This window comes from Paractinoplanes maris, from assembly GCF_023544465.1.
Lineage (GTDB): Bacteria > Actinomycetota > Actinomycetes > Mycobacteriales > Micromonosporaceae > Actinoplanes > Actinoplanes maris.
Genome location: NZ_JALPVL010000007.1, coordinates 108,089 through 130,951, shown reverse-complemented (window position 1 = coordinate 130,951; position 22,863 = coordinate 108,089). Strand labels below are relative to the sequence as shown.

Below are 22,863 nucleotides of genomic sequence, written 5' to 3'. Positions count from 1 at the left end.
TCTTGACCGGTTCAACGTTGACCGGGCGGGCGCAGGTGGACAAGGACCCCAGGGACTGGTCCCGTGTGTGGCCCAGTGACCTGCCGGGCTGAGCGCACACCGTCGAACAGGTGTAGCCGAATTTCGCTGCGGGTGGGAAACGCCGGGATGGCGTGGCGTAGGCGGCGCATCGCCACCTCGCCGACGACGGCGATCGTGGCCGCCTGCAGGAACTCGTGCCCGGCTACCTCCGGCACGAACCCTGGTCCCGGGGGACCAGGGTGCTCCGCACCTCGGGCTGCATCCGGATCACGCTCGCAACGGCTCGAGCCGCAGGTGCCCGAGCAAATCGGTGACGACGGCGGTGTGCCGGTGCCGCCGCCATCCCCGGCATCGGGTCACGACGAGAATCTGCCAACCAGGGCGGCCGGGGCCACCACCCGTGACGGCGAGGCTCAATGACCGGCCGAGCAGGGCCGCGCACTTGTCGCACAGGGTCTCGGCCGCGATGAAGTCGTACACGATGCGTACGAGCCGCAGATCGGTGTCGGAGAGATTGGTCGCGTGCAGCGGCACGGACCCCGGTAGCTGGGAGAGGTCAGGGAAGTGGGGCCAGAAGGCGCCGGTCAACAGCCAATGCATGCCGTCACGGTCACTCGTGAAGGGATGCGGCCGCACCGGTGCCTGACCCTGGTCGCCGATACCCGGGTCGGCTTCGCCGCCCAGGGCCGGGTTACCGGAAGGACCAGACCACCGCGACGAGACCAGAACCAGATCAGGCGGCTCGGTGGTCGGTCGAGCGGCTCAGGTCCGCCCAGTTCTCCGCTTCGGCGTTACGGGCCACGCCGGCGGTCAGGGCCGCGCTCAACGCGTCGGATCCGAGCGGCAGCCGCCGTGGCGGGTCATCCATAGCCGCCACCTGGACGATCGCGTCGGCCGCCCGGACCGGATCGCCCGGCTGGCCGCCGTGCGACTCGGCGCGGAAGGCATGGATCCGGCCCACGGTGGCCTCGTAGTCTGGGCCGACCGGGTGCCGGACCATCGACGATCCCTGCCACTCTGTGCGGAACGCACCTGGCTCCACGATGATCACCTTGACGCCGAACGGACCGGTCTCTGCGGCGAGCACCTCGGAGAAGCCTTCGACGGCGAACTTCGCCGCCTGGTAGGCGCCCAGGCCCGGGGTGCCGCCGACCCGGCCGCCGATCGACGAGATCTGCACGAACACGCCGGAGCGCTGCGCGCGCAGCACCGGCAGCGCCGCCCGGGTCACGTTCACCACCCCGAACAGGTTCGCGTCGATCTGGCGGCGGAAGTCCTCATCGGACATCTCTTCGATCGGAGCGCTGTCGGCGTACCCCGCGTTGTTGACAACCACGTCGAGACGGCCGAAAGCGTCGACGCCGGCCCGGACCGCCCGGCGGGCCGCGGCCGGGTTGGTGACGTCCAGCGCGACGGTCTCGACCCGGCCCGGGTACGCCGTGATCAAATCGTCGAGCTGGCCGGGTTGGCGCGCGGTGGCCATCACCCGGGCGCCGGACGAGGCGGCGGCTTCGGCGATGGCCCGACCCAACCCTCTCGAACTGCCGGTGACCAGCCATACCTTGGGCTCGTCCATGGGTGCTGTCCTCCCTGTCGGTAGCTGCGGACCCAGCCTTCCGGCAGGCGACGGTTCCGGCCCCAGGGGCAGTGACTGGTCGCGGCCCTGGGCTGCCTCGCCGGTTGAGGTGTGTCGCGTATCCCCTCGGTGAACTCGGCGGCTCACGGCGCGTGGATCGGAACGAAGCACCAGAGAAAGGACCGTACTGATGTTGGCTAACCGCATCGGGCCGTTCGCCGTGGCAGCGGCGTTCGGTCTCGCCTTCGCCTCGCCCTGTGACGGCGAGAAGACCATCGGCGACGCCGCGGCGGTCAGTACCACCGGACCGGACCCGTCGGGGGAGACCCGATGGCATCCCTGGGTCGAGCTGATCTCGGTGTCGCCCCGCAGAGGAGAGAAATGATGAAGAAAGGCACTCACGTCGTTGACGTCGACGGTGTCGCCCAGCGCTACCACGTCCGCGGTCAGGGAGCCGCGGTGTTGGTCGCGATGCCGGGCGGACCGGGCGTCGACTGGGACTCGTTGCTCATGCCGGAGGTCGAACGGCACCTGACGGTGGTTTACGTCGAGCCGATCGGTACCGGCGAGTCCGGTCGTCTGCCCGAACACCCGCACGGGTACAGCCGGGACGCGTACGCGGCGGCCCTGGACCGGGTCATCGACGACCTGGGACGGGAGAAGGTCTACCTGCTCGGCCACTCGCACGGCGGCTTCGTCGCCCAGTACTACGCCGCCAGGCATCCGCAGAAACTGGCCGGCCTGGTGCTCTACGACTCCGCGCCGGTCACCGGCGCGGAGCAAGGCGAGGAGACCATGCGGCAGTTGGCTGCGTTCGCCGCCCGCAACGAAGGCAACCCGGAACTGCCGGGCGTGCTGGCAGCGCTGCAGACGGTCGGCTCCATCACCGACGACGACCGATTGACCGAGGCGCTGCGAGGCCTGCTGCCGGCGTACTTCGCGCACTACTGGGAGCGAGAGTCGGAATTCAAGCCGATCCGCGACCGGCTGGGCGTCGCATACATCGCCGATTCCGGCCTGGTGCAGGATCGTGAGCTGCTCGCCGGACTCACCGTCCCGACCCTGGCCATCGCCGGCAGGTACGACGTGATCTGCGGCGAGCGGTGGGCCCGTGAGATCGCCGATCTGGTCCCCGGCTCGAAGCTGCTGATTCTTGTGGAGAGCGGCCACCTGGGCCACATCGAGGAGCCGGAGAAGTTCGCCACCGCGCTCACCGACTTCGTCGCCGCCACCAAATAGGCAGGCAAATATCCAGGGCGCTAGTCATCGGTACGGGTCTCAGCTGCGCATCGCCATGCCCGCGTGCCTATGGCGGCACCCCGTGTCCGCCAGGCCGGGCCAGGGCGCCGGCCAGGGTGCCGCACTGGCTCGGAACCCACCCCTTTACCGCCACCGTGGACCTCACCAAGCACAGAAGTCAGGGGAGTGACATGGGTCCGATCACGACAGCCGCACTTAACACGGTGGCGGAGACCACCACGGCGGACGCCCAGGCACGCATGACCGAGCTGCACCACGAATACGGTCGCGCGCTCCTGAGATTTCTCGGTGGCTTCACGACCGCCGGCCGGCTGAGTGCGGAAGACCTGTTCCAGGAGACGATGATCCACGTGTGGCGCAACCTCGACGACGTACCGGCCGAGCCCGAACACACTCGGCGCTGGCTGTTCACCGTTGCCCGCCACGTGGGCATCGACGCGATCCGCCGCGCGCAGACCCGGCCGGTCCTGGTGAATCTGGCCGACGACGTGGTTTCGCCGAGCCGGGACGACACGACCGATTCCGTTGTGGCCATGGAGTCACTGCGCGGCGCGTTCCGCTCCCTGAGCGCCGAGCACCAGCGAATCCTCGCTGCGCTCTATCTGGAGGGCCACAGCCTGCAGGAGGCGGCGGCCCGGTTGGGTGTACCGCTGGGAACCGTGAAGTCGCGGGCACACTACGCGCTGCGGTCCGTGCGCCGCGCGATCGCTGCCGACGAGTCGCTCGCCGCGCGCCCGCGTCGCGGATCCGTCCGCGACGGCCGCCGCCCGGCCACCGGTCCGTGCCGATGAGCCCGCAGCGCTCGACCGGCTCCTCGACGACCTCGGCTGTGACCAGGTCCACCTCCTGGGCCAAGGGCACGGCAGGCAGGTGGGGCTATCGTGGCCGCATGGCAGGTGACGACGACATCTCCGGGTGAGTCCGGACCGGTAGCCGGCGAGCGCGTGAACGCGCCAACGCCGCGGTTGCCTTTGTCGTGTCCTGTCCGCTCCGGGTGACCCGTGTGCGCGCCCGGATCTTCTTTTCCGAGGTCTTTCATGTCCGACAGCTCTATCGTTGGCTCCGCTGTGTCTTTTTCCTGGCCGGATGACACCCCGGTTTTCGACAACCTCTCCTTCTCGGTGCCCGGTGGGCGCACCGGACTGGTCGCCCCTAATGGCGCCGGCAAGACCACCCTGCTCAAATTGATCACTGGTGAACTGCGCCCCACCAAGGGAACGATCACCGTGCACGGAGTGCTGGGCTATCTCCCGCAGCACCTGCCCTTCCTCGCGGAACAGAGCATTGCGGGGGTGCTCGGCGTCGACCGCACCATCGTGGCGTTGCACGCCATCGAGGCCGGCGACACGGACGAGGAGAACTTCGCCGTCGTCGGCAACGATTGGGACATCGAGGAACGCACCCGTGCTGAGCTGAACCGGCTGGGCCTGGGCGACCTCGACCTGGATCGGCGGCTCGGGACCCTCAGCGGCGGGCAGGTGGTTTCCCTCGGCCTTGCCGCCGAACTCCTTAAACGCCCGGACGTGCTGTTGCTCGACGAGCCGACGAACAACCTCGACAGCGATGCCCGTGAACGCCTGACCGCGGTTCTGCGCACCTGGACCGGAGCTCTGCTGGTCGTCAGCCATGACCGGGCACTGCTGGACGAGATGGATCGCATCGCCGCTCTCGACCAGGACGGCATCCGTTGGTACGGCGGCACCTTCACTGAGTACGAGCACGCGGTGCAGGCCGAGCGTGAGGTGGCGGAGCGGCAGGTCCGCAACGCCGAACAGGACCTGAAACGGCAGAAGCGCGAGATGCAGCAGGCTCGGGAACGCGCCGCGCGCCGCGCGTCCACCGCCTCCCGAAACCTGGCCGACGCCGGCTTGGCCCGGATCGTGGCGGGAAATCTGAAACGCGACGCCCAGGTGTCGGCGGCCAAGGCCAACGAAACCCACTCCTCGCGGGTCGGCGACGCGCAAACTCGCCTCGACCAGGCGAGCCGCGCGGTCCGCAAGGAGGACCGGATCGCGATCGAACTGCCCGGAACCAACGTGCCCGCGGGACGCACCGTCTTCGAAGGCAGGGCGTTGCAGGCCCGATACGGTGAACGCCTGATGTTCGCCGGTCACGGTGTCGATCTGACCATCCGTGGGCCCGAGCGAATCGCGCTCACCGGCCCGAACGGCGCCGGCAAGTCCACCCTGCTCCGCTTGATCAGCGGAACCCAGACGCCTGCCGCCGGCACCGCCGGGCACGCCAGCGGCCGAGTGGCCTACCTCTCCCAACGTCTCGACCTGCTCGATCCCGACCGCACGGTGGCCCAGAGCCTGGCCACCTTCGCCCCAGGACTGTCCGACCCGGAGCGAATGAACCTGCTCGCCCGATTCCTGTTCCGCGGCGCCCGGGCACACCTGCCGGTCGCCGTGCTGTCCGGCGGCGAACGCCTTCGCGCGACTCTGGCCTGCATCCTGTTCGCCGAACCGGCGCCACAGTTGCTTCTGCTCGACGAACCGACGAACAACCTGGACCTGGTCAGCGTCGCGCAGCTGGAGAGCGCCCTCACCGCTTATCAGGGGGCCTTCGTGGTGGTCAGCCACGATGAACGGTTCCTCGCCGAGGTTGGCGTGAACCGCCGGATGAGACTCGTCGCCGGCCTACTGACCGAGGTCGGCTGAGTTGCCCTGAAGCGTGCGAACCGCTCAGCGAGCTGAGCAGCGTGATCGCTGGCCGACAACATCCGGTCATCGTCCTCCGCCCGTTCACCTGTCTGCTCGTGCGTGAACTTGCGCACAGGAAGCAGGGCGTCATCAGTGCGGCCTGCGGGTACGTGCTCACCGCCGCCCTGGTGATGAGCATGCTGTTCGAGGGCTGGCCGGCCGCGCGGCTGTTGCCGGCGGCGGGCCCGATCCTGACCTCCGCCCTGCCCGCCCTGACCGCGTTCGCCCTGGAACGGGCGCTGGCGGCGTACGTCGGGAGCGCGCCTTGGACCAGAGCAACCCCGAATGAGTGGATCACCACCGCCGCGCTCAGCTATGACGGAGCCGCCATCATCCTGCACGTCGATATGGGGTTCCGCTGGCCTTCCGCGCTCGCGTCCGGCGCGCTGAGCAGTGACGAGTTGCCGGGCGCCGGTCGCTTTCGGGCTCCAGGAGCGTAAGGATGATGCAGGATCACCGGCCAGGCGTGGAGGTGCGGGATGGCGGACGAGCTGGATCCGTCCGTGCGGTTCGCAGTCGTGCACGAAAGCAACCGCACGCGTGTCGTTCGGCTGTCGCGTGCGGGCCGCACGCTGGTCGCGAAGGAACCGCTGGGTCCGGAGGCCGAGTCCCGCCTGCGGCATGAAACCGCCATCCTGGAGCGGTTGCGCGGCGCGACTGGAGTGGCTCAGCTGGGGGACGAACCATCGCATGAGGGTTCGATCGTGCTGGCGGACGCCGGCGCCCGTACCCTGGCGGACCTGCCGAAACCGCTGCCGGTGAGCGATCTGGCCCGCTTCGCTCTGGAGCTGGCCCGCGCCGTGGCCGAGTTGCACCGCCGCGAGGTGATCCACCGTGACCTGACCCCGGCCAACGTCGTGCTCGCCGCCGACGGCACTCCCACCCTCGTGGACTTCGCCCTCGCCACGTCGGTGGCCGAGATCCGCCCGGCCTTCACGCACCACAGCGAAATTCCGGGGACGCTGGCGTACCTGGCGCCGGAACAGACCGGGCGGACGGGCCGGGCGGTGGACCAGCGTGCTGACCTGTACGCGCTGGGCGCGGTCCTCTATGAGCTCGCCACCGGCGAGCCGCCGTTCGGCAAGGATGATCCCTTCCGCCTGATACATGACCATCTCGCCCGGCTGCCGGTCCCGCCGGCCGACGTCAACCCCGACATACCGGAGCCGCTGTCGAAGATCATCATGCATCTGCTGGAGAAGGAGCCGGACAACCGGTACCAGTCGGCGGACGGCGTCGTTCATGATCTTGAGCAGCAGCGCGACACCCGGGCCGTCCCGGGCGAGTTCACGGTCGGCGAGCATGATTTTCCCGTACGGCTGCTGCCGCCGTCCCGTCTGGTGGGCCGGGACAAGCAGGTGGCCGCCTTGAAGGACGCCTTCTCGCAAGCGCTGGCCGGCCGGTGCGCGGGGGTGGTGATCAGCGGCGCGCCGGGGGTGGGCAAGACCGTGCTGGCCGACGAGCTGCGCCCAGTGGTCACCGCCGCCGGGGGCTGGTTCATCTCGGGCAAGTTCGACGAGTACCGCCGCGATCAGGAGTTCAACGCGGTGCAGCAGGCCTTCACGTCCTTCGGCCGGCTGCTGCTGGCCGAACCCGAGGACGAGGTGGCCGCCATCCGCGTCCGGATGCTGCGGGCACTCGGCGCGAACGCGGGCCTGCTGGCCACAGTGGTGCCGGAGTTCGCGACGCTGCTCGGGCCCGGCGACCTCGGTGACCCGCTGACGGCAGCGGTCCGGGCGCAACTCGTGGCGGCCGGGGCGCTGCGCGCGGTGGCGTCCCGCAGGCGCCCGCTCGTGGTCTTCATCGACGACCTGCAATGGGGCGGAGGTGTGCCGCTCGGTTTCGTCGACATGGTTCTCAGCAACGAGGGATCCGAAGGATTGCTCCTGGTCGCGGCGTACCGGGAAGGACAGGTGGACCCGTCGCACCCGCTGGCCGGCATGCTGTCCCGCTGGAGCGAAGCCGCCGTGCCGCACCTGAGTCTGGACAACCTCACCGGGGATGACTTCCTCACCCTGCTGGGCGAGACGCTGCACGTGCCCGCGGTCGCCGCGGCGCAGCTGGGGGAGGTGCTGGAGCCGCACTGCCACGGCAACCCGTACGAGACCGTGGAGTTGCTCAACGCCCTGCGCCGTGGCGGCGTGCTGACCGCTGCGCCGGACGGCTGGCAGTGGGAGACGGCGGCTGTGCGGGCGCACCTGGCCGGGGCGGAGGCCGGTGGGTTGGCGGCCACCAGGGTCGCGGCCATGCCGGCGCGGTCGCGGCAGGCGGTGGAGGCGATGGCCTGCCTCGGCGGGCGCGCCCAGCTGAGCGTGCTCGAGATCGCGACCGCCGACGCCCGCCTGGCCGACGTCTTGGAGCCGGCCCTGCGCGAAGGCATTCTGGTGATGGAGGCCGGGGCTGCGGCGGCGGTGCGGTTCCGGCACGACCGCATCCGGGAGGACGTGCTGAGCGGGCTGGCGCCGGATCGCCGGGCCGAGCTTCACCTGGCCATGGCGCGGCGGCTCGCGGCGGTGCCGGACCTGTTCGCGGTCGCGGCCGAGCAGTACCTGCCGGTGGCCGGCGCGGTCACCGAGCCCGCCGAGCGCCAGGCCGCGGCCGCGCTGCTGCGACGCGCCGCCGACGAGGTGACCCAGATCGGCGAGTTCGTGCTGGTGCATGCGCTGCTGGCGGCCGCGCTGACCCTTGCCGATCAGGCCGGCGCCGAGGCGCTCATCGAGTTGCACACCCTCCATCACGCCGCGCTGTTCAGCCTGGGCCGGCTCGAGGAGGCGGACGAGGACTACCGCATGCTGGAGGAACTGGCCGCGTCCGTCCTCGACCGCCCAGCCGCGACGGCGCTGCAGGTGAAGGGCCTGACCCACCGGAATCGTTTTCCGGAGGCCATCGATCTGGTGGTCAGGTCGCTGCGCGAGTGCGGCATCGACGTCCCCGACACCGAGCACATGGCGGCGGCGGTCGACCGGCAGTTCGCCCGGATGTACGAGTGGCTGGACCGTGCCGATCCCGCCGACGCGACCCGCCCCGAGATCACCGACCCGGCGCTGCTCACGGTGGGCAGCCTGCTCAACGCGATGCTGTCCCCGGCGTACTTCGTCGGCGACCAGGCCATGTTCTCCTGGGTGGGCCTGGAGGCGCTGCGGATCTGGACCGAACACGGACCGGGCCACACCCTGGTCGGGTCGGCCGCCAACGCCGCGTTCCACGCCATCACCCAGCGAGGCGACTACTCCGCGGCGCACCGTGTGGCCCGGCGGATCCTCACGCTGGCCGAGACCCGGTCCTATGAGCCGGACACCTCGCATGCCCGCCTGGTCGTGTCGTTGCTGGAGTCCTGGTTCGAGCTGGTGGAGAACAGCGTCCAGGAAAGCCTGCGTGCCCGGGAGGGCCTGCTCGCGGGCGGCGACCTGATGAACGCGGGTTACACGTACCACCAGACGGTGGTGGGTCTGCTGGACTGCGGGCCGGTTCTGGACACCTGCATGGCGCAGGTGAGCGCGGCGGAGGCCTTCGCGCGGCGGACCGGCACCGAGCAGACGTCGCAGTGGCTGGAGAGCTATCAGTGGCTGGCCGACGTGCTCCGCCGCAAGGGCTCGGCCGCGACCCCCGACGTGATCCCGGTCGACCGATATGCGGGTAACCCGCTCGTGGTGATCCACGTCCACCTGTGCCGGGCGATCGCCGCGGCGATCTTCGGTGACCCGGCCGAAGTGGCGCGGCAGGGAGCGGCGGCGGTGCGGCTGCTGCCGGTCATCACCGGTTTCTCGATGAGCGCCCTGGCCCATCCGCTGTACGGCCTCGGGCTGGCCGGGCAGGCCCGGTCCGCCCAGGGCGACGAGCGCGCCGCCCTGCTGACCGAACTGGACGGCGTGCTGCGGTGGCTCGGCGCCCGTGCCGCGGACGCGCCCGACAACTTCCTGCACCTGCTGCGGCTCGTGGAGGCCGAGCAGGCGTGGGCGGTGGGCGACTTCCGGGCCGCCGCCTTCGCGTTCGACTCCGCCCGCCGGGAGGCCGGAAAGCGGCAGCGCCCGTGGCACCAGGCGCTGATCACCGAGCGCGCCGGTCGCTTCGCGCTCGCCCACGGCATGGAACACACCGGCTATGAACTCCTCGGCCGGGCCCGTGGGCAATACCTCGTCTGGGGAGCCGTGGCCAAGTCCGAGCAGATGGAATGGGCCTACCCCGGCCTGAGCGCAGCGGCCGACGGCGCGTCCGGTGAGGGGGTTCACGCTACCGACCCTCCTCTGCGCGCGCCGGTGACGGCCGGCGCTACCGACCTTCTCGGCATCCTGGCGGCCGCGCGGGCATTGAGCTCGGAGACCAGCATCGAGCAACTGCATGCCCGCGTGGCGGAGGTGCTGAGCGCTATGGCTGGCGCCACCGGCGTGGAACTGGTGCTGTGGGACGAGGCCCGCCAGGACTGGGTGCTCTCCGGTCCGGCGAGCAGTCCCGCCGCACCGATGTCGGTCCTGCGCTACCTGCGCCGGACCCAGGAGCCGCTGGCGGTCAGCGACGCCACGAGCGACGACCGGTTCGCCCGCGACCCGTACTTCGACGGGGTCACCTGCTGTTCGCTGCTGGCCGTGCCGGTATTCGGACGCGGCGCGCTGCGCGCGGTGCTCCTGCTCGAGAACCGCCTCATCCGCGGTGCCTTCACCACCGAACGGCTGGAAGCTGTCGGGCTCATCGCCGGCCAGCTCGCGGTCTCCCTGGACAACGCCCAGCTGTACGCCGAATACCGGCGCATTGCCGACGAGCAAGCGGCCCTGCGGCGGGTGGCCACCCTGGTCGCCCGGGCCGAGCCTCCGGAGTCGGTGTTCGCCGCGGTGGCCGCGGAGGCCGGGCAGCTGCTCGCGGTCGACTTCGCGGCCCTGTTCCGATACGACGAGGCCGAGATGATCCAGATCGTCGGCCGGTGGGGCGCCGGGGAAGGCCCGTCGCCGATGCCGTTGGGGGCCCGGCTCCCGCTCGGCGGGACAAACGTCAGCACCCTCATCCACCGCACGCACAAGCCCGCGCGAGTGTATCGGGCCGACGCCACCGGCGCGATCAGCCAGGTCGCCATGCGCGATTGGGGCTGGCAGGCGGCGGTCGGCGTGCCGGTCAGCGCGGAGAGCCGCTTGTGGGGCGTTCTGCTGGCCGGGTCCACCAACGACGAGATGCCGCCCCCGGACAGCGAGGCCCGGCTCACCGCCTTCGCCGAGCTGGTGTCGACCGCCATCGCGAACGCCGAGGCCCGAGCCGAGGTGGCCGCCTCGCGGGCGCGGATCGTCGCCGCCGCCGACCAGGCCCGCCAGCGCATCGAGCGGGACCTGCACGACGGCGCCCAGCAGCGGCTGGTCCTGCTGGCGCTGCGTTTGCGCGACGCGCAGACGACCGTGCCACCCGAGTTGGAAGCGTTGCGCGCCCAGCTCGGCAGCGCGGTGACCGCCGCCACCGACGCCCTGGAGGAGGTGCAGGAGATCGCCCGGGGCATCCATCCGGCCGTCCTCGCCACCGGCGGCCTGCGCCCCGCACTGCGAGGGCTCGCCCGCCGCTCACTGATCCCGGTCGAGCTGGACCTGCTTGTTGACCGGCGATTCCCGGGACACGTCGAGGTCAGCGCGTACTACGTCGTCGCCGAGGCGCTGACCAACGCGGTCAAGCACGCGCGCGCCTCGACTGTCAGCATCCGCGCTGAGGTGGCTGGCCGATTGTTGCGTGTCGCGGTCACCGACGACGGCATCGGGGGCGCGATGGTGGCCGGAGGGACCGGCCTGGTCGGGCTCAAGGACCGGGTCGAGGCGCTCGGCGGGAGGCTATGGCTCGACAGTCCGGAAGGTGGCGGGACAAGCCTGACCGTGGAGCTTCCCATCGCCACCGTCGAAGTCGGTTCCGTCCGACCCGAATGATCCGCCGGTCGCATGTGGACATACCCCTGCTACCTGCAATGCGCGGAGCCCAGCGAGCTGGAAGGGTGTCCGTGTGCAGCTACGGTGCGTGATCGTGGACGATGACGAGAACTTCCTCGATGCCGCCCGGGTCGCCCTGGAACGGGACGGCCTGATCGTGGCCGGCGTCGCCGGCAACCGCTCCGCGGCCCTCCGGCAGGTGGCGGAATTGCGCCCGGACGTCGTCCTCGTCGACATCCGCCTGGGCGAGGAATCCGGATTCGACGTGGTCCGGGACCTCGCCGCAGGCGGGCACGCCAGTCGGCTCGTCATGATCTCCTCGTATGCCGGTGCCGACTACGCCGACCTGATCGACGAGGCGCCCGTGGCCGGATTCGTCCCCAAGACCGAGCTGTCCGGCGCGGCCGTCCGCCGTGTGCTCGGCATGGTCTGAGCCGGCCTCTCCGACCGCCAGCCGGTAGATGGACTGGCGCTACGCGGCGGCTGCTGGCCTCGGTGCGCCACGACGACGTGGTCGCTCGCCTCGGCGGCGACGAGTTCGCTGTCGACCGGCCCCGATGACGGGCACCGTTTCGCGCCGCGGCGGCGAATCGTTCATACCGCCTGCTCCGCCAGCGGGCGCCACTCGTCCCAGGTGGCGAGCCGTTCGCGGTAGAGCTTCTCGGCCACGGCGTACGGGTACGGGCCGACGAAAAAGCGAAGCGGCGGACGTTCCGCGTCGACCAGCTGCAGGATGACCGGGGCAGTCACCGTGGGGTCGGCCGGCGTGCGCCCGGACGCCCCGGCCTGACGTGCCTCCCGTACCGGCTTGTAGGCCTCGATCGGGTCGGTGTGCACGGCAGACCCGCCGGACCAATCCGTGCCGTACGGGCCGGGCTCGACGATTGTCACCCTCGGCCCGAACGGGGCCAGCTCGGCGGCGACCGCCTCGCTGAGCCCTTCGAGCGCCCACTTCGACGCGTTGTAGAGACCGAGGCTCGGAAAGGCGCCGATGCCGCCGATGCTGGAAACCTGCAGAAGGTGACCGTGAGCCTGGGCACGCAGCAAAGGCAGAACGGCCTGGGTCACCCACAGCGCGCCGAAGAAGTTTGTCTCCATCTGCGCGCGGGCTTGTTGCTCGGTGGTCTCCTCGACCATGCCGAACAATCCGTATCCGGCGTTGTTGACCACGACGTCCAGGTGACCGAATGTGTCCACGGCCCGTGACACCGCCGCGAAGACGGCCGGGCGGTCGGTGACGTCCAGGGTCAGAGCAAGGAACCGGTCGCCATGCGCTTGGGCCAGGTCCTCGAGCGTACGCGGGTCTCGTGCGGTCGCGGCGACCCGATCCCCGCGGTCGAGCGCCGCTCGCGCCCAGACCCGTCCGAAGCCGCGGGACGCACCGGTGATGAACCATGTCTTCATGATTCGACCGTCCGCCATCGGACGACCGGTAACCAGACCCCTGCCAGGGGTAGCCTCGAACAGGTGCACGGCGACAACGAGTTCGGCCATTTCGTCAGGGCACGGCGCGGGCGGATCCCGCCGCAGCAGGTGGGACTGACGCCGTCCGGGCGCCGGCGTGTGCCCGGCCTGCGCCGGGAGGAACTCGCCCGCATCGCCGGAGTCAGCCCGCGCTACCTGACCCGGCTCGAACAGGGCCAGGACCGTAACCCCTCGCCACAGGTGCTGCGCGCTCTGGCTACCGCACTCCGGTTGAATGCCGACGAAACGGCGCACCTGTGTGCGCTGGCCGCGCCGCCACCACTGGTCACCGGGCACGACGAGGTATCCGATGTCGTGCAGCGACTGCTCGACGCGTGGACCAACGTCCCGGCGTACGTCCGCAACCGGCGCTTCGACGTGCTGGCGGCCAACAAGAGCGCCATGGCGCTCTCCACGCTCTACACGCCCGGCGGGAACCTGGTCCGCGGCGTGTTCCTCGATCCGGCCGTCCGCACGCTGTTCCCCGACTGGACTGAGGTTGCCGCGCAGACCGCTGCCGCCCTGCGCGCCGAGGGCACCTCGCATGATCCCCGTACGGCCGAGCTCGTCTCGTCGATGCTGGCCGACAGCGACTTTCGCGCTATGTGGGAGGCCCACGACGTCCGGCCGGTGCGCGACGCGATCAAGCGCTTCGACCACCCGATCGTCGGGTCGCTGACACTACGGCGCGAGGCGCTGTCGATCGCGGGTGGCATTGACCGAGTGATCATCACCTACCAGGCCGACCCGGGCACGCCGTCCGTGGACGCGCTGGCCCGCTTGCACTGAGGCTGGCACCTGCCGCGCATGCGATGAGATCCTCAGCGGGCGTCTGCCACCCCCCTCGGACTGGATCGGTGGTGGTGCTGCGGCATACCGGGAAGCTCCACGACGGGGTCCGTCGCCGTCGTTCAGCACGCGGGTTCGGCGCCGCGACATGACGCCGGAGTCTTTCTCCGACACCGCCGCAGAGCGCCGAAGCCGTGGGATGCGGACCGTGCGGCGGCATTTCGGGATGGGTGATCCTGAGGACTAGTTCGGCACGCTGACGGCCATGACGGGGAACCGCACGCCGGTGAGGTCTTCGGAGACGGTCCACAGCCGCTGCTGGATGGCTGCCTCGTAGGAATCGGGGCTGGAGGTGACCAGCCGGGGGTGGCCCTTGATCTCGAAATTTCCGCCGGGACCGTAGTACTGGCCGCCGAGTGCGGCAGGGTCGGTGGCGGCGCGCAGGGTCGGCAGTGCGCCCATGGCCGGTGTCTGCGTGGCCAGCGGCGCGATCAGGGTGATCGGGAGCCGGAAGATGGCAGGACTGTTGCGGGTCAGTTCGGTGCTGGAGAGCCCGGGGTGCGCGGCGACCGCGACCGTGGTGCCGTGCGTGGCGAGCCGGCGTTGCAGCTCGTAGGTGAACATGAGGTTGGCCAGTTTGGACTGGCCGTAAGCGCCGGCCCGGCTGTACGAGCGCTGCCACTGCAGGTCGTCGAAGTGGATGGCGGCTCGGATGCGGTGGCCGGTGCTGCTGACCGTGACCACCCGGGAGCCGGGCACGGGGAGCAGCAGGTCCAGCAGCAGCCCGGTGAGCGCGAAGTGGCCGAGGTGGTTGGTGCCGAACTGCATCTCGTAGCCGTCGCGGGTGGCCTGCTTCGGCGTGTACATCACGCCGGCGTTGTTGATCAGCAGGTCGATGCGGTCGAGCCGGGACCGCAGCGCCGCCGCCGCGCTGCGGACGGAGTCGAGCGAGGTCAGGTCGAGCTCCTGCACGCTCACGTCGCCGGTCATGCGGGCCGCGGCTTGCTTGCCCTTCTCGACGTTGCGCACGGCGAGCACGACGGTTGCCCCGCGCTCGGCGAGAGCCTTGGCGGTCTCATACCCGAGTCCGGTGTTGGCGCCGGTCACCACGGCCACCCGCCCCCGCTGGTCGGGGATGTTCGCCGTCGTCCACTTGTCGCTCATGTCGTGCCCTTCATCTTTAAGTACCGGAGGTATCTTGCATGGACGACGTTAAAGTACCGCCAGTACGTTTGTCAACGTACCGTAGGTACTTAAGTTAGGGTGGTGGTCATGACGTTTCAGCGGGCGCGGACTGAGGAGCAGCGGGAGGTCCGCCGCCGGGCGATCCTCGACATGGCGTCGGCCATGCTGGACGAGATGCCGGTCGCTGCGCTGACCCTCAACGAGCTCAGCCGCCGGGTCGGGCTGGCGAAGCCGAACGTGCTGCGCTACTTCGAGTCGCGTGAAGCAGTGCTGCTGGACCTGCTGGACCGCTTCCTGCAGGAGTGGTTGACGGAGCTGGCGGACGAGCTGGCGACCGGCGTCGACCATGAGCTGTCCCCGGCCGAACGGGCGGTGGCAGTGGCCGCAATCCTCAGCCGGTCGCTGTCCAGCCGGGTCGTGCTGTGCGAACTCTTCGGCGCACAGGCAAGCGTCCTGGAGCACAACGTCTCCGTCGAGGTCGTCACACGCTATAAGCGCGCTTCCCTGGCCCGGCTGGCGACCATGGCCGCCCTGGTTCAGAAATGCCTGCCGGAGCTCGGGGATGACGCAGCGTTCTGCAGCCTGCAGACCATGCTCACGGCCGGCGCGCTGGCGCCGTACCGAACACCGCCACCCAGCCTCGAGGCCGCCTACCAAACCGAACCGGACCTTGCCCGCTCCCGCTTGGACCCCAACGACTACTTGAAGCAGGCATTGACCGTAACCTTCCTGGGAGTGCTTACCAGCCACTGATGGCGTAGTACGACAGCGCCCCCTTCGCCTGCTCGGCGAGGGGGCGGGTAAGGGACTATTCGGTGTCGGCGTGTTGTCCGGCGGTGATGGTGTGAAGATCTGTCCGAGGCCATCGGCGCGGGCGACGATCGTGTCGCCCGGCGTGAGGTAAACGTCGGCCTTCTCGGCGTCGCGGACGTAGACCTTGAGGCGGAGTCGACGATCGTGTCGGCGTTGGTGCCGAGGCTGCCGGCCCATTCCATGAATCCGAGGAATCGCTGACGGGTGTCGGGTGCGCGGTAGACGACGCCCTCGGGGGTTAGGCCACTGGCTGTCGGGCCTGGGTGGCGTTGCGCTCGAGGCGTCGGCGGCCACGGGCCTCTCTGCCATGTCTTGGCGGAGAGGCCCGTTCATCGGCCTTGAGCCAGGCGCGCGCCCCCGATCGGGTCGCGCTGATGGGTGGAACAGTTTTGGCGACTCAACAGCAGCCGTCGGCCGGCCGGGCGGCGCTCCAGCGCCGCCTCACCGGAGCGGGACTGCTGTTGACTCTGGTGGCCATCATCGCCATGACCGTCGCCGGGATCGTGACCGATCAGTGACCAAGTGAACAATCTTGGCGGCTATCGACCGGTCATCGAGGAGCCTTTAGCCTGACAGCTCGGGAAACATCAGCTAACGGAGGCGGCGCGATGACCGATGCCTTGGTCGACGTCGACACCATGGCCGATGGAACGCTGGTCATCCACCCACGCGGAATGTTCGAAGCCAGCGATGCGGTCGACTTGCGCCGCATCCTCGTGCAAGCCATCCGGCATCACCGGCCGCTGCGGCTGGTCCTCGACCTCAGCGAGGTGCGCGGGTTGGACAGCATCAACCTCGGCACTCTTGCCGGAGCTTGCCACCTCGGTGACGACCATCGTGTCGCGGTTTTTCTGGATCACCCGTCGCCGACGCTCGCGGACGAGTTGGTAGCTGCCGGAATACCCGCTCACCGTCTCCGCCGGGTCGGCGAAAAACCTTCGATCCGCCCGCAGGCCGCCCTCTCGTGACTTTCGCCGCCTGGTTGCAACAACCGCTTCAGGCATTCGAGGGCATCGAGCCGGCGGGCCGCCGCACGGAGAAGCTTCTCCGTCGCGTGTGCGGCTATATTCGACGAATTTCGCTCTGGTCGTAGGGGCATGGCCCGCCAATCAGAGAAGATCACGTCCTCCGCGCCGAGATCTCCGCAAGGACCGGCAGGCGAGGTTTGCTGCGCTTACGGTGTATCGCAGGTGTCACGCCGATGGCAGCGAGGCGATCGCTGACCCGGCTCGCGCATCGGTCGCTCACGAGTGAGGAGAACATGATGGCGAAGAAGTCGAAGAAGGACAGGCGACCTTGAGCCTGTAGGCTCGCCGCTTCGTCACGCTCGCCTGCGAGGTCTGGCGGCGGCTGTACGCGTACTTTCGATGCGGCCGCCGCTCAGCATGCCGGCCCGTCGTTCAGTCGAGCGGGGCGTAATCGATGTAACCGCGGTCGTCGCCGCCGAAGAAGGTGGCTCGGTCGCCCTCGGCGAGGGGGGCACCGGTGGCGAGACGGTATGGCAGGTCGGGGTTGGCGATGAAGTTGGCGCCGAAGGCGAGCAGGTCGGTGATGCCGTCCTCGATGAGTCCCAGGTCCGCTGGACCGGTGGGCGTCGTTCCGGTGTCGGGGTTGAGAATCAAGGTGCTGGGCCATGCCGCACGGATCCGGCGGGTCAGGTCGCGTCCGGCCCGTTCGGCGAAGTGCAGGTAGGCGAGGTCGAGAGACGCCAGCTCGCGAACCAGGGGCAAGTATGTGGCGTCGTGGTCAGGGTCGTCGTTGATGTCGTTGACGGTGGCCCCGGGTGAGAGGCGGATGCCGACCTTGTCGGCGCCGATGGCCTGGCTCGTGGCCCGGGCTACCTCGACGGCGAATCGGATCCTGCCGTCCACGTCCCCGCCCCATCGATCGTCACGCTGGTTGGTGTGGGTGGACAGGAACTGGTGGATGAGGTAGCCGTTGGCGCCGTGCAGCTCGACGCCGTCGAATCCGGCCGTGATGGCGTTGCGGGCAGCCGAGGCGTAATCCTCGATGGTGGACAGGATCTCGTCCTCGGTGAGTTCGCGGGGGGTGACGAAGTCCTGCAGGCCGGTGTGAGTGAAGAATCGCCCTTTGGCCTGCACGGGGGACGGGCCGACCGGGACAAGACCGTCGGGCAGTAGGTCGGGATGCCCGATGCGACCGCTGTGCATCAGCTGCGCGAAGATCGCACCGTCTTCGGCGTGCACGGCGTCGGTGACGGTGCGCCAGGCGTCCACCTGTGCCGTCGAGTGCAGGCCGGGCACGTCGGTGTAACCCTGCCCCTGCGCCGACGGGTGGGTGCCCTCGGTGATGATCAGACCGGCGCCGGCTCGCTGCGCGTAATAGGTGGCCATCGACGGGGTCGGCGTGGCGCCGGGGGCACGGCTCCTGGTCATCGGGGCCATGACGATACGGTTCTTCAGCTTCTTACCGGCCAACTCATACGGCTGAAACGCTTTGATGGACATCACAGTTCCTTTGACGAAGTCAACTGGGGATGGCTATTTCTGGACCGGTAGCCAGGAATTTCGGCCGGGGATCAGCGGTGGGCCCACCAGCCCCGCGGCTACCTATTCAGATAGCGCCGCGCTGTTGAGGCGCGAGGCGGCGGGAGAGCCGGTCGGCGAGGTTTCCGGTCGCACCGGCGGCGCCGGTCACCATCTCTCGCAGGACTGTGTCCAGTGGCGTCGGCTTCACACCGAGGATCGCCTCGGTGCGGCTGGAGTCGATCACATGCGGGTTCTCGTTGCTGTACATCATTTCCGCGAGTTCGCCGAACATCGGTTGCTGTCGAGCCAGCGCGGCCAGCTCGTCGCGGTCGATGCGGTGCAGCTTGGGAGTGGGCGCTCCGGCCAGTTCGGCGAGTCGCTCGCTCAGTGCCCGCACGGAAAGAGACGACGTGACCGGCACGTGCCAGGGCCGGCCCCACGCGTCGTCGTGGCGACTCGCGGCCACGAGCGTCCGGGCGATGTCTTCGGTGTAGTTCCAGCTGTGCGGTACGTCGAGGTCTCCCGGGTAGGACGCCACCTCGCCGGCCAGAAGGGGACCGAGCACGAATGCGCCGTAGGGACCCACGGGGCCCGCGCCGAGGAAACCTGTGGCCCGCACTTCGGTGACCCGCGCGCGGCCTGCTTCGTGAGCGGCCAGCGCGTCGAGCCACATCTGCGCTCGGACACGGCCTTTGACCGTGGTGGCGGTCATCGGCAGGTCTTCGGTCATCGGTCCGTCGACATGACCGTAGCCGTACGTGTTGCCCAGCATTACGTAGGCCGCTCCGGTTCGCTCGACCGCGGTGAGTAACGCCGCGGACATCGGTGGCACGTCGGCAGCCCAACGGTCCAACGCGGGAATGGCGCAGTTGACCAGCACGCGTGCGCCCTTGGTGAGCTCGGTGAGCCGGTCGGCATCGGTGATGTCGGCGGCCACGGTCTCCACCAGCGGGTGGTCAGCGCCGCGGCCACTGCGGGTGATCTGGCGGACGCGCTCGCCGCTCTCGGCGAACTGGCGGGCGGTGGGTAGGCCGGCTGCGCCGGCTCCGGTGACAACGACGAATGACATGTCTCGAGCCTGCCGAGCTGCAGCGCTGTACAGTACTGGCCCGAGTGCCATACATCCGGAGGTTCTGGCCATGCATCGCGTCGTCGTCATTGCCGTTCCACCGGTCAATACTTTCGATCTGTCCATCCCTGACCTGATCTTCCGTGGGGTGGAGATCGATGGACGGCCTGCGTACGACGTCCGGGTCTGCACGGCTGAGCCGGGGATCCTGCCGTCCGATGGCGCTTTCGACTTGTTCGTCCGGTACGGCCTGGAGGCAGTCGACGAGGCCGACACGGTGATGGTGACCGGCGGGGCCGGTCGCGACGACGTCCCGCCGGCGGTCCTGGAGGCGCTGCGCTCAGCGGCCGCAGCAGGCAAGCGTCTCGCGTCGATCTGCACCGGCGCCTTCGTGCTGGCGGCCGCCGGTCTGCTGGAGGGCCGGCGCGCCACAACATTCTGGGTGAAGTCGGAGATATTTCGCCAGCGCTACCCGGCCGTCACGCTCGAACCGGACGTGCTGTTCGTCGAGGACGGCCCCGTGATCACCTCGGCTGGGCTGGCGGCCGGCATCGACCTCTGCCTGCACATGGTCCGCTCCGACCACGGTGCCGCAGCGGCCAACGCGGTGGCCCGGCTGGCCGTTGTGGCACCTGTGCGCCCTGGTGGTCAGGCGCAGTTCATCGAGACACCATTGCCCGCCGAGACCGGCGTCTCCCTTGCCGCCACGCGAGCCTGGGCGCTGCAGAGGCTCGATCAGCCACTCACGCTGGTCGACCTGGCCCGGCACGCCAACCACAGCGTACGGACGCTGACCCGCCGATTCCGCACCGAAACCGGCCTGAGCCCGCTGCAATGGCTGTTGCATCAGCGCATCAACCGGGCGCGCGAACTTCTGGAGTCCACCAACCTGCCGATGGACCTCGTCGCCGTTCGCAGCGGATTGGGCAGCTCCGACTCGATGCGCCAGCACCTGACGCGTCGGGTCGGGCTGACACCGACGGCGTACCGGCGATCTTTCACCCGTCTGCCGAAACACCGCTAGCCGTCGCCGAGGCAGATGGAGGCCCGGCTCTTGGCGGTCAGTACGGCGAGCAGCCGATCGCCGACCTGCGCGTCGTACACGGGGATGCGAAACCTTTCACCGGTGCTGTACAAGCATTCGTAGACGTTGTACCGCTTGCCGTTGGCGCCGCCGGAGGACGCCGGATAGTCCAAGCGCTTATTGCTGAAACGAATGTTCTCGAGCCAATATGGATAGCTGAACTCCCGATTTTCGTAGAGCTCCAGCGCAGCGGGGTGCCGATGTTGCACTCTCAAAGATCAACGTGTGAGTCGTTCGCCCCACCGCCGCTCTCAGGAGCGTCCAGACACTTCTGAGCGCCCGCTTTCCGCAGAAAGTACATGCCGAGGAATGGAGTTCCCGAGAAGTCAGCCCAGCAATGAAGTCGTCGCCGGCCACGACCACAGCATCCGCGGGTGCGGCAGCCGCCAACACCAGCAGGACACCAGTCAAGACGGCGATCACCGCCGCTAGCGCTTTCGTGTGTCATGACTGCACGGCGAACCCTGCCGAGTCTGTGCTTCAGTTTCAGCCGGGAGTGCAGTCCTGTCGTCAGTACCGTGCGCACAGTTCTACACAGGCAGCGCACATCGGATCTCTGTCCCTACTTTGGAGGCGCTCCGGGGGAACAGGGAATCATGTCTCGAAAGCAACGAAATACGGCGACTATTTCTGATAGGTCGAAGACAGGGGGATCGGGAAGTACTTCTTCACGTCGCTCACACCCGTACAACGCACGTTCGTCAAGCCGCAGCTGCGTCCACCAACCGTCACGCGGGAGTGGTCTTGGTGACAGGTTCAGCTCGCCACGGTGCGGACGGTCGTTCGCTCAATGTTCAGCTTTGTCGGCCTGCCATGCCGCGTGTGCCGGCGCAGGCTCGAGGAGACCGATACCTCCGAGGTCAGGGATCCGCTCATGATCATTTTGGTGGTACTGACGTTCGCGCTGATGGGTGGAACAGTGTTGGCGGCCCAACAGCAGCCGCCGGCCGGCCGGTCCGCGCTCCAGCGCCGCCTCACCGGAGCGGGGCTGCTGCTGAGCCTGGTGGCCATCGTCGCCATGACCGTCGCCGGGATCGTGACTGATCGGTGACCGAGTGAACAATTGTTTGCTCGTCGATGTCGGCCGGGGTCAGGAGCGGCCACAGGCGGCGCGGTTGGACCTGGCTGTCGGGATTGGCGAGCTGGCGCGCCTCTGTCCGCCGTGGGCGGCGCTCCGGTTCACACACGAGCCGTCGAAGGGAGCTGAAGCGCGTTGGTCGGCCGGTCAGCGCAGTCCGGCGACGGCCGGTGCGATCACGTCGATGATATTCCCCGGATCGGGCATCTGTTGCGCGAAGATGTACGCCGTCGAGAAGCCGAGTTCACGCATCGGCTCGGCCATGCGCAGGATGTCGTCCGTCGTCGTCTCGGGGTTGATCGCGAACAGGGTGGTCTTCTCGATCGCGTCGTAGTCGCGCCCCACCGCTTCGCAGTGCGCTCTGAGGACGTCGAGTTTGTGCACGGTCTGGTCTCCGCCGCCGATGTTGCACGCGTCGGCGTACTGCGCGACCAGCCGGAGTGTGCGCTGTTCGCCCTCACCGCCGATCAGGAGGTAGGGGTGCGGACGCTGCAGCGACTGCGGCACGTTCAGGGTCCGCTCGAGCTGGTGGTGCCGTCCGGTGAACGGCGCGTCGGAGTCCGACCACATCTGCAGGCAGATTTGGACCGCCTCCTCCAGCAGCTCGAAGCGTTCCCTCGTGGAGGGGGTGGGAAGACCCAGGCCTCGGGACTCGTCGACGGAAGCGCCGGCTCCGATGCCGAGGCCGGCGCGTCCACCGGAGAGGACATCGAGGGCGGACACCTGCTTGGCCAGCAGTCCGGGCTGTCGGTAAGCGACCGCCGTGACGAGTGTATGTAGCCGGACGGTGCTCGTCACGGCGGCCAGGAAATTGAGCACGCTGTACGCCTCGAGCATGTCGTTCTCGTACGGGCCGAGGTCGTAGGCGTTCATCTGCCAGAGGTGGTCCATGACGGTGATGCGCGTGACGCCGCATTCCTCGGCCTCGCGAGCGTGCTGGGCGAGCCTGGGGCCGAGAGCGGCGGAGCCGCCGCTCCATGCGTAATCCGCGATGTGGAGGCCGATTTCCATGATGAGGTCCTGTTCTTGTGCGGTGATGGTATTCCAGGTCCGGCCGTGCGGTCATCGGGCCGGAGGGAGTCTGCTCCCGGTCGGCTTTCCCGGGACTCCCGGCATGGGATTCGGGATCGAAGCGCCTTCGACTTCCTCCAGGTAGAACCGCGACTCGACGATCCGGTCGTTGCGCACCTTGATGATGATGACGCCGCGCATGTCGGCCGCGCCGGGTCGCAGGTAATGGAATCCGCCCCAGAACTCGTCGGCGGTGACGACGGATCCGGTCACGGACATGTAGATCTGGGGAAACTGGGCGAAGATGAAGGCCCAGTTACGGCGTACCTGTTCCGGGGTGTTGAACGCGCGGGCCAGGGTGGGCAGGCCACGAGCTGGTGAAGTCGGGAGCGAACGTGGCCACGAGCGCATCGAGGTCGCGCGCGTTGACT

General features: G+C 69.0%; 22 protein-coding genes. 13 read left to right on the top strand and 9 right to left on the bottom strand.

The features are described from left to right. Nucleotides 1-288: 288 nt before the first annotated feature. Both NAG42_RS21230 and NAG42_RS21225 read right to left on the bottom strand, forming a co-directional pair. Nucleotides 289-621 (bottom strand): hypothetical protein, encoded by a 333-nt coding sequence (locus NAG42_RS21230; RefSeq protein ID WP_250032324.1) that lies wholly within the window; start codon nt 619-621, stop codon nt 289-291. 133 nt (nt 622-754) lie between these two features. Continuing rightward, nucleotides 755-1,597, bottom strand: coding sequence for an oxidoreductase (locus NAG42_RS21225; protein ID WP_250032323.1), 843 nt, complete (start codon nt 1,595-1,597; stop codon nt 755-757). Nucleotides 1,598-1,787: 190 nt separating this feature from the next. Between NAG42_RS21225 and NAG42_RS21220 the strand changes: the two genes are divergently transcribed. The 7 genes from NAG42_RS21220 to NAG42_RS21190 all read left to right on the top strand — a co-directional run bounded on the left by NAG42_RS21220 (nt 1,788) and on the right by NAG42_RS21190 (nt 11,883). Then, on the top strand, nt 1,788-1,982 hold the full coding sequence (locus NAG42_RS21220; RefSeq protein ID WP_250032321.1) for a hypothetical protein: 195 nt from the start codon (nt 1,788-1,790) through the stop codon (nt 1,980-1,982). After that, nucleotides 1,982-2,836, top strand: coding sequence for an alpha/beta fold hydrolase (locus tag NAG42_RS21215; RefSeq protein ID WP_250032320.1), 855 nt, complete (start codon nt 1,982-1,984; stop codon nt 2,834-2,836). Before NAG42_RS21220 ends, NAG42_RS21215 begins: the two co-directional genes overlap by 1 nt. Before the next feature lie 116 nt (nt 2,837-2,952). Further along, nucleotides 2,953-3,648, top strand: coding sequence for a sigma-70 family RNA polymerase sigma factor (locus NAG42_RS21210; RefSeq protein WP_250032318.1), 696 nt, complete (start codon nt 2,953-2,955; stop codon nt 3,646-3,648). Nucleotides 3,649-3,894: 246 nt separating this feature from the next. Further along, nucleotides 3,895-5,517 (top strand): ribosomal protection-like ABC-F family protein, encoded by a 1,623-nt coding sequence (abc-f, locus tag NAG42_RS21205; protein ID WP_250032316.1) that lies wholly within the window; start codon nt 3,895-3,897, stop codon nt 5,515-5,517. A 41-nt stretch (nt 5,518-5,558) separates the two neighbouring features. Beyond that, nucleotides 5,559-5,999 carry a hypothetical protein gene (locus tag NAG42_RS21200; RefSeq protein WP_250032314.1) on the top strand — a complete coding sequence of 147 codons (441 nt, stop codon included), beginning with the start codon at nt 5,559-5,561 and terminating at the stop codon, nt 5,997-5,999. Between the two features lie 39 nt (nt 6,000-6,038). After that, nucleotides 6,039-11,450, top strand: a complete 5,412-nt coding sequence (locus tag NAG42_RS21195; RefSeq protein ID WP_250032313.1) for an AAA family ATPase — start codon at nt 6,039-6,041, stop codon at nt 11,448-11,450. A 94-nt stretch (nt 11,451-11,544) separates the two neighbouring features. Next, nucleotides 11,545-11,883, top strand: a complete 339-nt coding sequence (locus tag NAG42_RS21190) for a response regulator (RefSeq protein ID WP_250032311.1) — start codon at nt 11,545-11,547, stop codon at nt 11,881-11,883. A gap of 161 nt (nt 11,884-12,044) precedes the next feature. Here the strand turns inward: NAG42_RS21190 and NAG42_RS21185 are convergent, their stop codons facing one another. Beyond that, entirely contained in the window at nt 12,045-12,854 is an 810-nt protein-coding gene (locus NAG42_RS21185) for an SDR family oxidoreductase (RefSeq protein ID WP_250032308.1), read from the bottom strand. A gap of 63 nt (nt 12,855-12,917) precedes the next feature. Between NAG42_RS21185 and NAG42_RS21180 the strand changes: the two genes are divergently transcribed. Next, on the top strand, nt 12,918-13,703 hold the full coding sequence (locus tag NAG42_RS21180) for a helix-turn-helix domain-containing protein (RefSeq protein WP_250032307.1): 786 nt from the start codon (nt 12,918-12,920) through the stop codon (nt 13,701-13,703). A gap of 243 nt (nt 13,704-13,946) precedes the next feature. On the opposite strand, the gene NAG42_RS21175 is transcribed toward NAG42_RS21180, so the two are convergent. Continuing rightward, nucleotides 13,947-14,867 carry an SDR family NAD(P)-dependent oxidoreductase gene (locus tag NAG42_RS21175; protein WP_250032305.1) on the bottom strand — a complete coding sequence of 307 codons (921 nt, stop codon included), beginning with the start codon at nt 14,865-14,867 and terminating at the stop codon, nt 13,947-13,949. 108 nt (nt 14,868-14,975) lie between these two features. On the opposite strand from NAG42_RS21175, the gene NAG42_RS21170 reads away from it, so the two are divergent. The 3 genes from NAG42_RS21170 to NAG42_RS21165 all read left to right on the top strand — a co-directional run bounded on the left by NAG42_RS21170 (nt 14,976) and on the right by NAG42_RS21165 (nt 16,669). Then, entirely contained in the window at nt 14,976-15,641 is a 666-nt protein-coding gene (locus tag NAG42_RS21170) for a TetR/AcrR family transcriptional regulator (RefSeq protein ID WP_250032303.1), read from the top strand. A gap of 449 nt (nt 15,642-16,090) precedes the next feature. Next, nucleotides 16,091-16,219, top strand: coding sequence for a hypothetical protein (locus NAG42_RS44205; RefSeq protein WP_284045679.1), 129 nt, complete (start codon nt 16,091-16,093; stop codon nt 16,217-16,219). Between the two features lie 90 nt (nt 16,220-16,309). After that, on the top strand, nt 16,310-16,669 hold the full coding sequence (locus NAG42_RS21165; RefSeq protein ID WP_250032301.1) for an STAS domain-containing protein: 360 nt from the start codon (nt 16,310-16,312) through the stop codon (nt 16,667-16,669). A gap of 432 nt (nt 16,670-17,101) precedes the next feature. Here the strand turns inward: NAG42_RS21165 and NAG42_RS21160 are convergent, their stop codons facing one another. Both NAG42_RS21160 and NAG42_RS21155 read right to left on the bottom strand, forming a co-directional pair. Further along, complete coding sequence (locus NAG42_RS21160) at nt 17,102-18,169, bottom strand: alkene reductase (RefSeq protein WP_284045678.1); 1,068 nt, start codon at nt 18,167-18,169, stop codon at nt 17,102-17,104. A 106-nt stretch (nt 18,170-18,275) separates the two neighbouring features. Beyond that, nucleotides 18,276-19,259 carry an NAD-dependent epimerase/dehydratase family protein gene (locus NAG42_RS21155; protein ID WP_250032297.1) on the bottom strand — a complete coding sequence of 328 codons (984 nt, stop codon included), beginning with the start codon at nt 19,257-19,259 and terminating at the stop codon, nt 18,276-18,278. On the opposite strand from NAG42_RS21155, the gene NAG42_RS21150 reads away from it, so the two are divergent. Next, complete coding sequence (locus NAG42_RS21150) at nt 19,240-20,283, top strand: GlxA family transcriptional regulator (protein WP_250032294.1); 1,044 nt, start codon at nt 19,240-19,242, stop codon at nt 20,281-20,283. The genes NAG42_RS21155 and NAG42_RS21150 overlap by 20 nt on opposite strands. Here NAG42_RS21150 and NAG42_RS21145 read toward each other — a convergent pair. After that, nucleotides 20,280-20,552, bottom strand: coding sequence for a hypothetical protein (locus NAG42_RS21145; protein WP_250032293.1), 273 nt, complete (start codon nt 20,550-20,552; stop codon nt 20,280-20,282). The two genes, NAG42_RS21150 and NAG42_RS21145, sit on opposite strands and share 4 nt — an antisense overlap. Before the next feature lie 581 nt (nt 20,553-21,133). On the opposite strand from NAG42_RS21145, the gene NAG42_RS21140 reads away from it, so the two are divergent. Next, nucleotides 21,134-21,394, top strand: coding sequence for a hypothetical protein (locus NAG42_RS21140; protein ID WP_250032291.1), 261 nt, complete (start codon nt 21,134-21,136; stop codon nt 21,392-21,394). A gap of 174 nt (nt 21,395-21,568) precedes the next feature. On the opposite strand, the gene NAG42_RS21135 is transcribed toward NAG42_RS21140, so the two are convergent. Both NAG42_RS21135 and NAG42_RS21130 read right to left on the bottom strand, forming a co-directional pair. Next, nucleotides 21,569-22,432: an LLM class F420-dependent oxidoreductase gene (locus NAG42_RS21135; protein ID WP_250032289.1), complete on the bottom strand. Its 864-nt coding sequence runs from the start codon at nt 22,430-22,432 to the stop codon at nt 21,569-21,571. Nucleotides 22,433-22,483: 51 nt separating this feature from the next. After that, entirely contained in the window at nt 22,484-22,705 is a 222-nt protein-coding gene (locus NAG42_RS21130; protein WP_250032287.1) for a hypothetical protein, read from the bottom strand. Nucleotides 22,706-22,863 lie beyond the last annotated feature (158 nt).

Bases quoted from the DNA above. Each gene is read 5' to 3' on its own strand.
- NAG42_RS21140 (WP_250032291.1), top strand. From the start codon at position 21,134: ATGTTCAGCTTTGTCGGCCTGCCATGCCGCGTGTGCCGGCGCAGGCTC.
- NAG42_RS21175 (WP_250032305.1), bottom strand. From the start codon at position 14,867: ATGAGCGACAAGTGGACGACGGCGAACATCCCCGACCAGCGGGGGCGG.
- NAG42_RS21135 (WP_250032289.1), bottom strand. From the start codon at position 22,432: ATGGAAATCGGCCTCCACATCGCGGATTACGCATGGAGCGGCGGCTCC.
- NAG42_RS21155 (WP_250032297.1), bottom strand. From the start codon at position 19,259: ATGTCATTCGTCGTTGTCACCGGAGCCGGCGCAGCCGGCCTACCCACC.
- NAG42_RS21195 (WP_250032313.1), top strand. From the start codon at position 6,039: ATGGCGGACGAGCTGGATCCGTCCGTGCGGTTCGCAGTCGTGCACGAA.
- NAG42_RS21160 (WP_284045678.1), bottom strand. From the start codon at position 18,169: ATGTCCATCAAAGCGTTTCAGCCGTATGAGTTGGCCGGTAAGAAGCTG.
- NAG42_RS21185 (WP_250032308.1), bottom strand. From the start codon at position 12,854: ATGAAGACATGGTTCATCACCGGTGCGTCCCGCGGCTTCGGACGGGTC.
- NAG42_RS21220 (WP_250032321.1), top strand. From the start codon at position 1,788: ATGTTGGCTAACCGCATCGGGCCGTTCGCCGTGGCAGCGGCGTTCGGT.
- NAG42_RS21165 (WP_250032301.1), top strand. From the start codon at position 16,310: ATGACCGATGCCTTGGTCGACGTCGACACCATGGCCGATGGAACGCTG.
- NAG42_RS21170 (WP_250032303.1), top strand. From the start codon at position 14,976: ATGACGTTTCAGCGGGCGCGGACTGAGGAGCAGCGGGAGGTCCGCCGC.
- NAG42_RS21230 (WP_250032324.1), bottom strand. From the start codon at position 621: ATGCATTGGCTGTTGACCGGCGCCTTCTGGCCCCACTTCCCTGACCTC.
- abc-f (WP_250032316.1), top strand. From the start codon at position 3,895: ATGTCCGACAGCTCTATCGTTGGCTCCGCTGTGTCTTTTTCCTGGCCG.
- NAG42_RS21225 (WP_250032323.1), bottom strand. From the start codon at position 1,597: ATGGACGAGCCCAAGGTATGGCTGGTCACCGGCAGTTCGAGAGGGTTG.
- NAG42_RS21215 (WP_250032320.1), top strand. From the start codon at position 1,982: ATGAAGAAAGGCACTCACGTCGTTGACGTCGACGGTGTCGCCCAGCGC.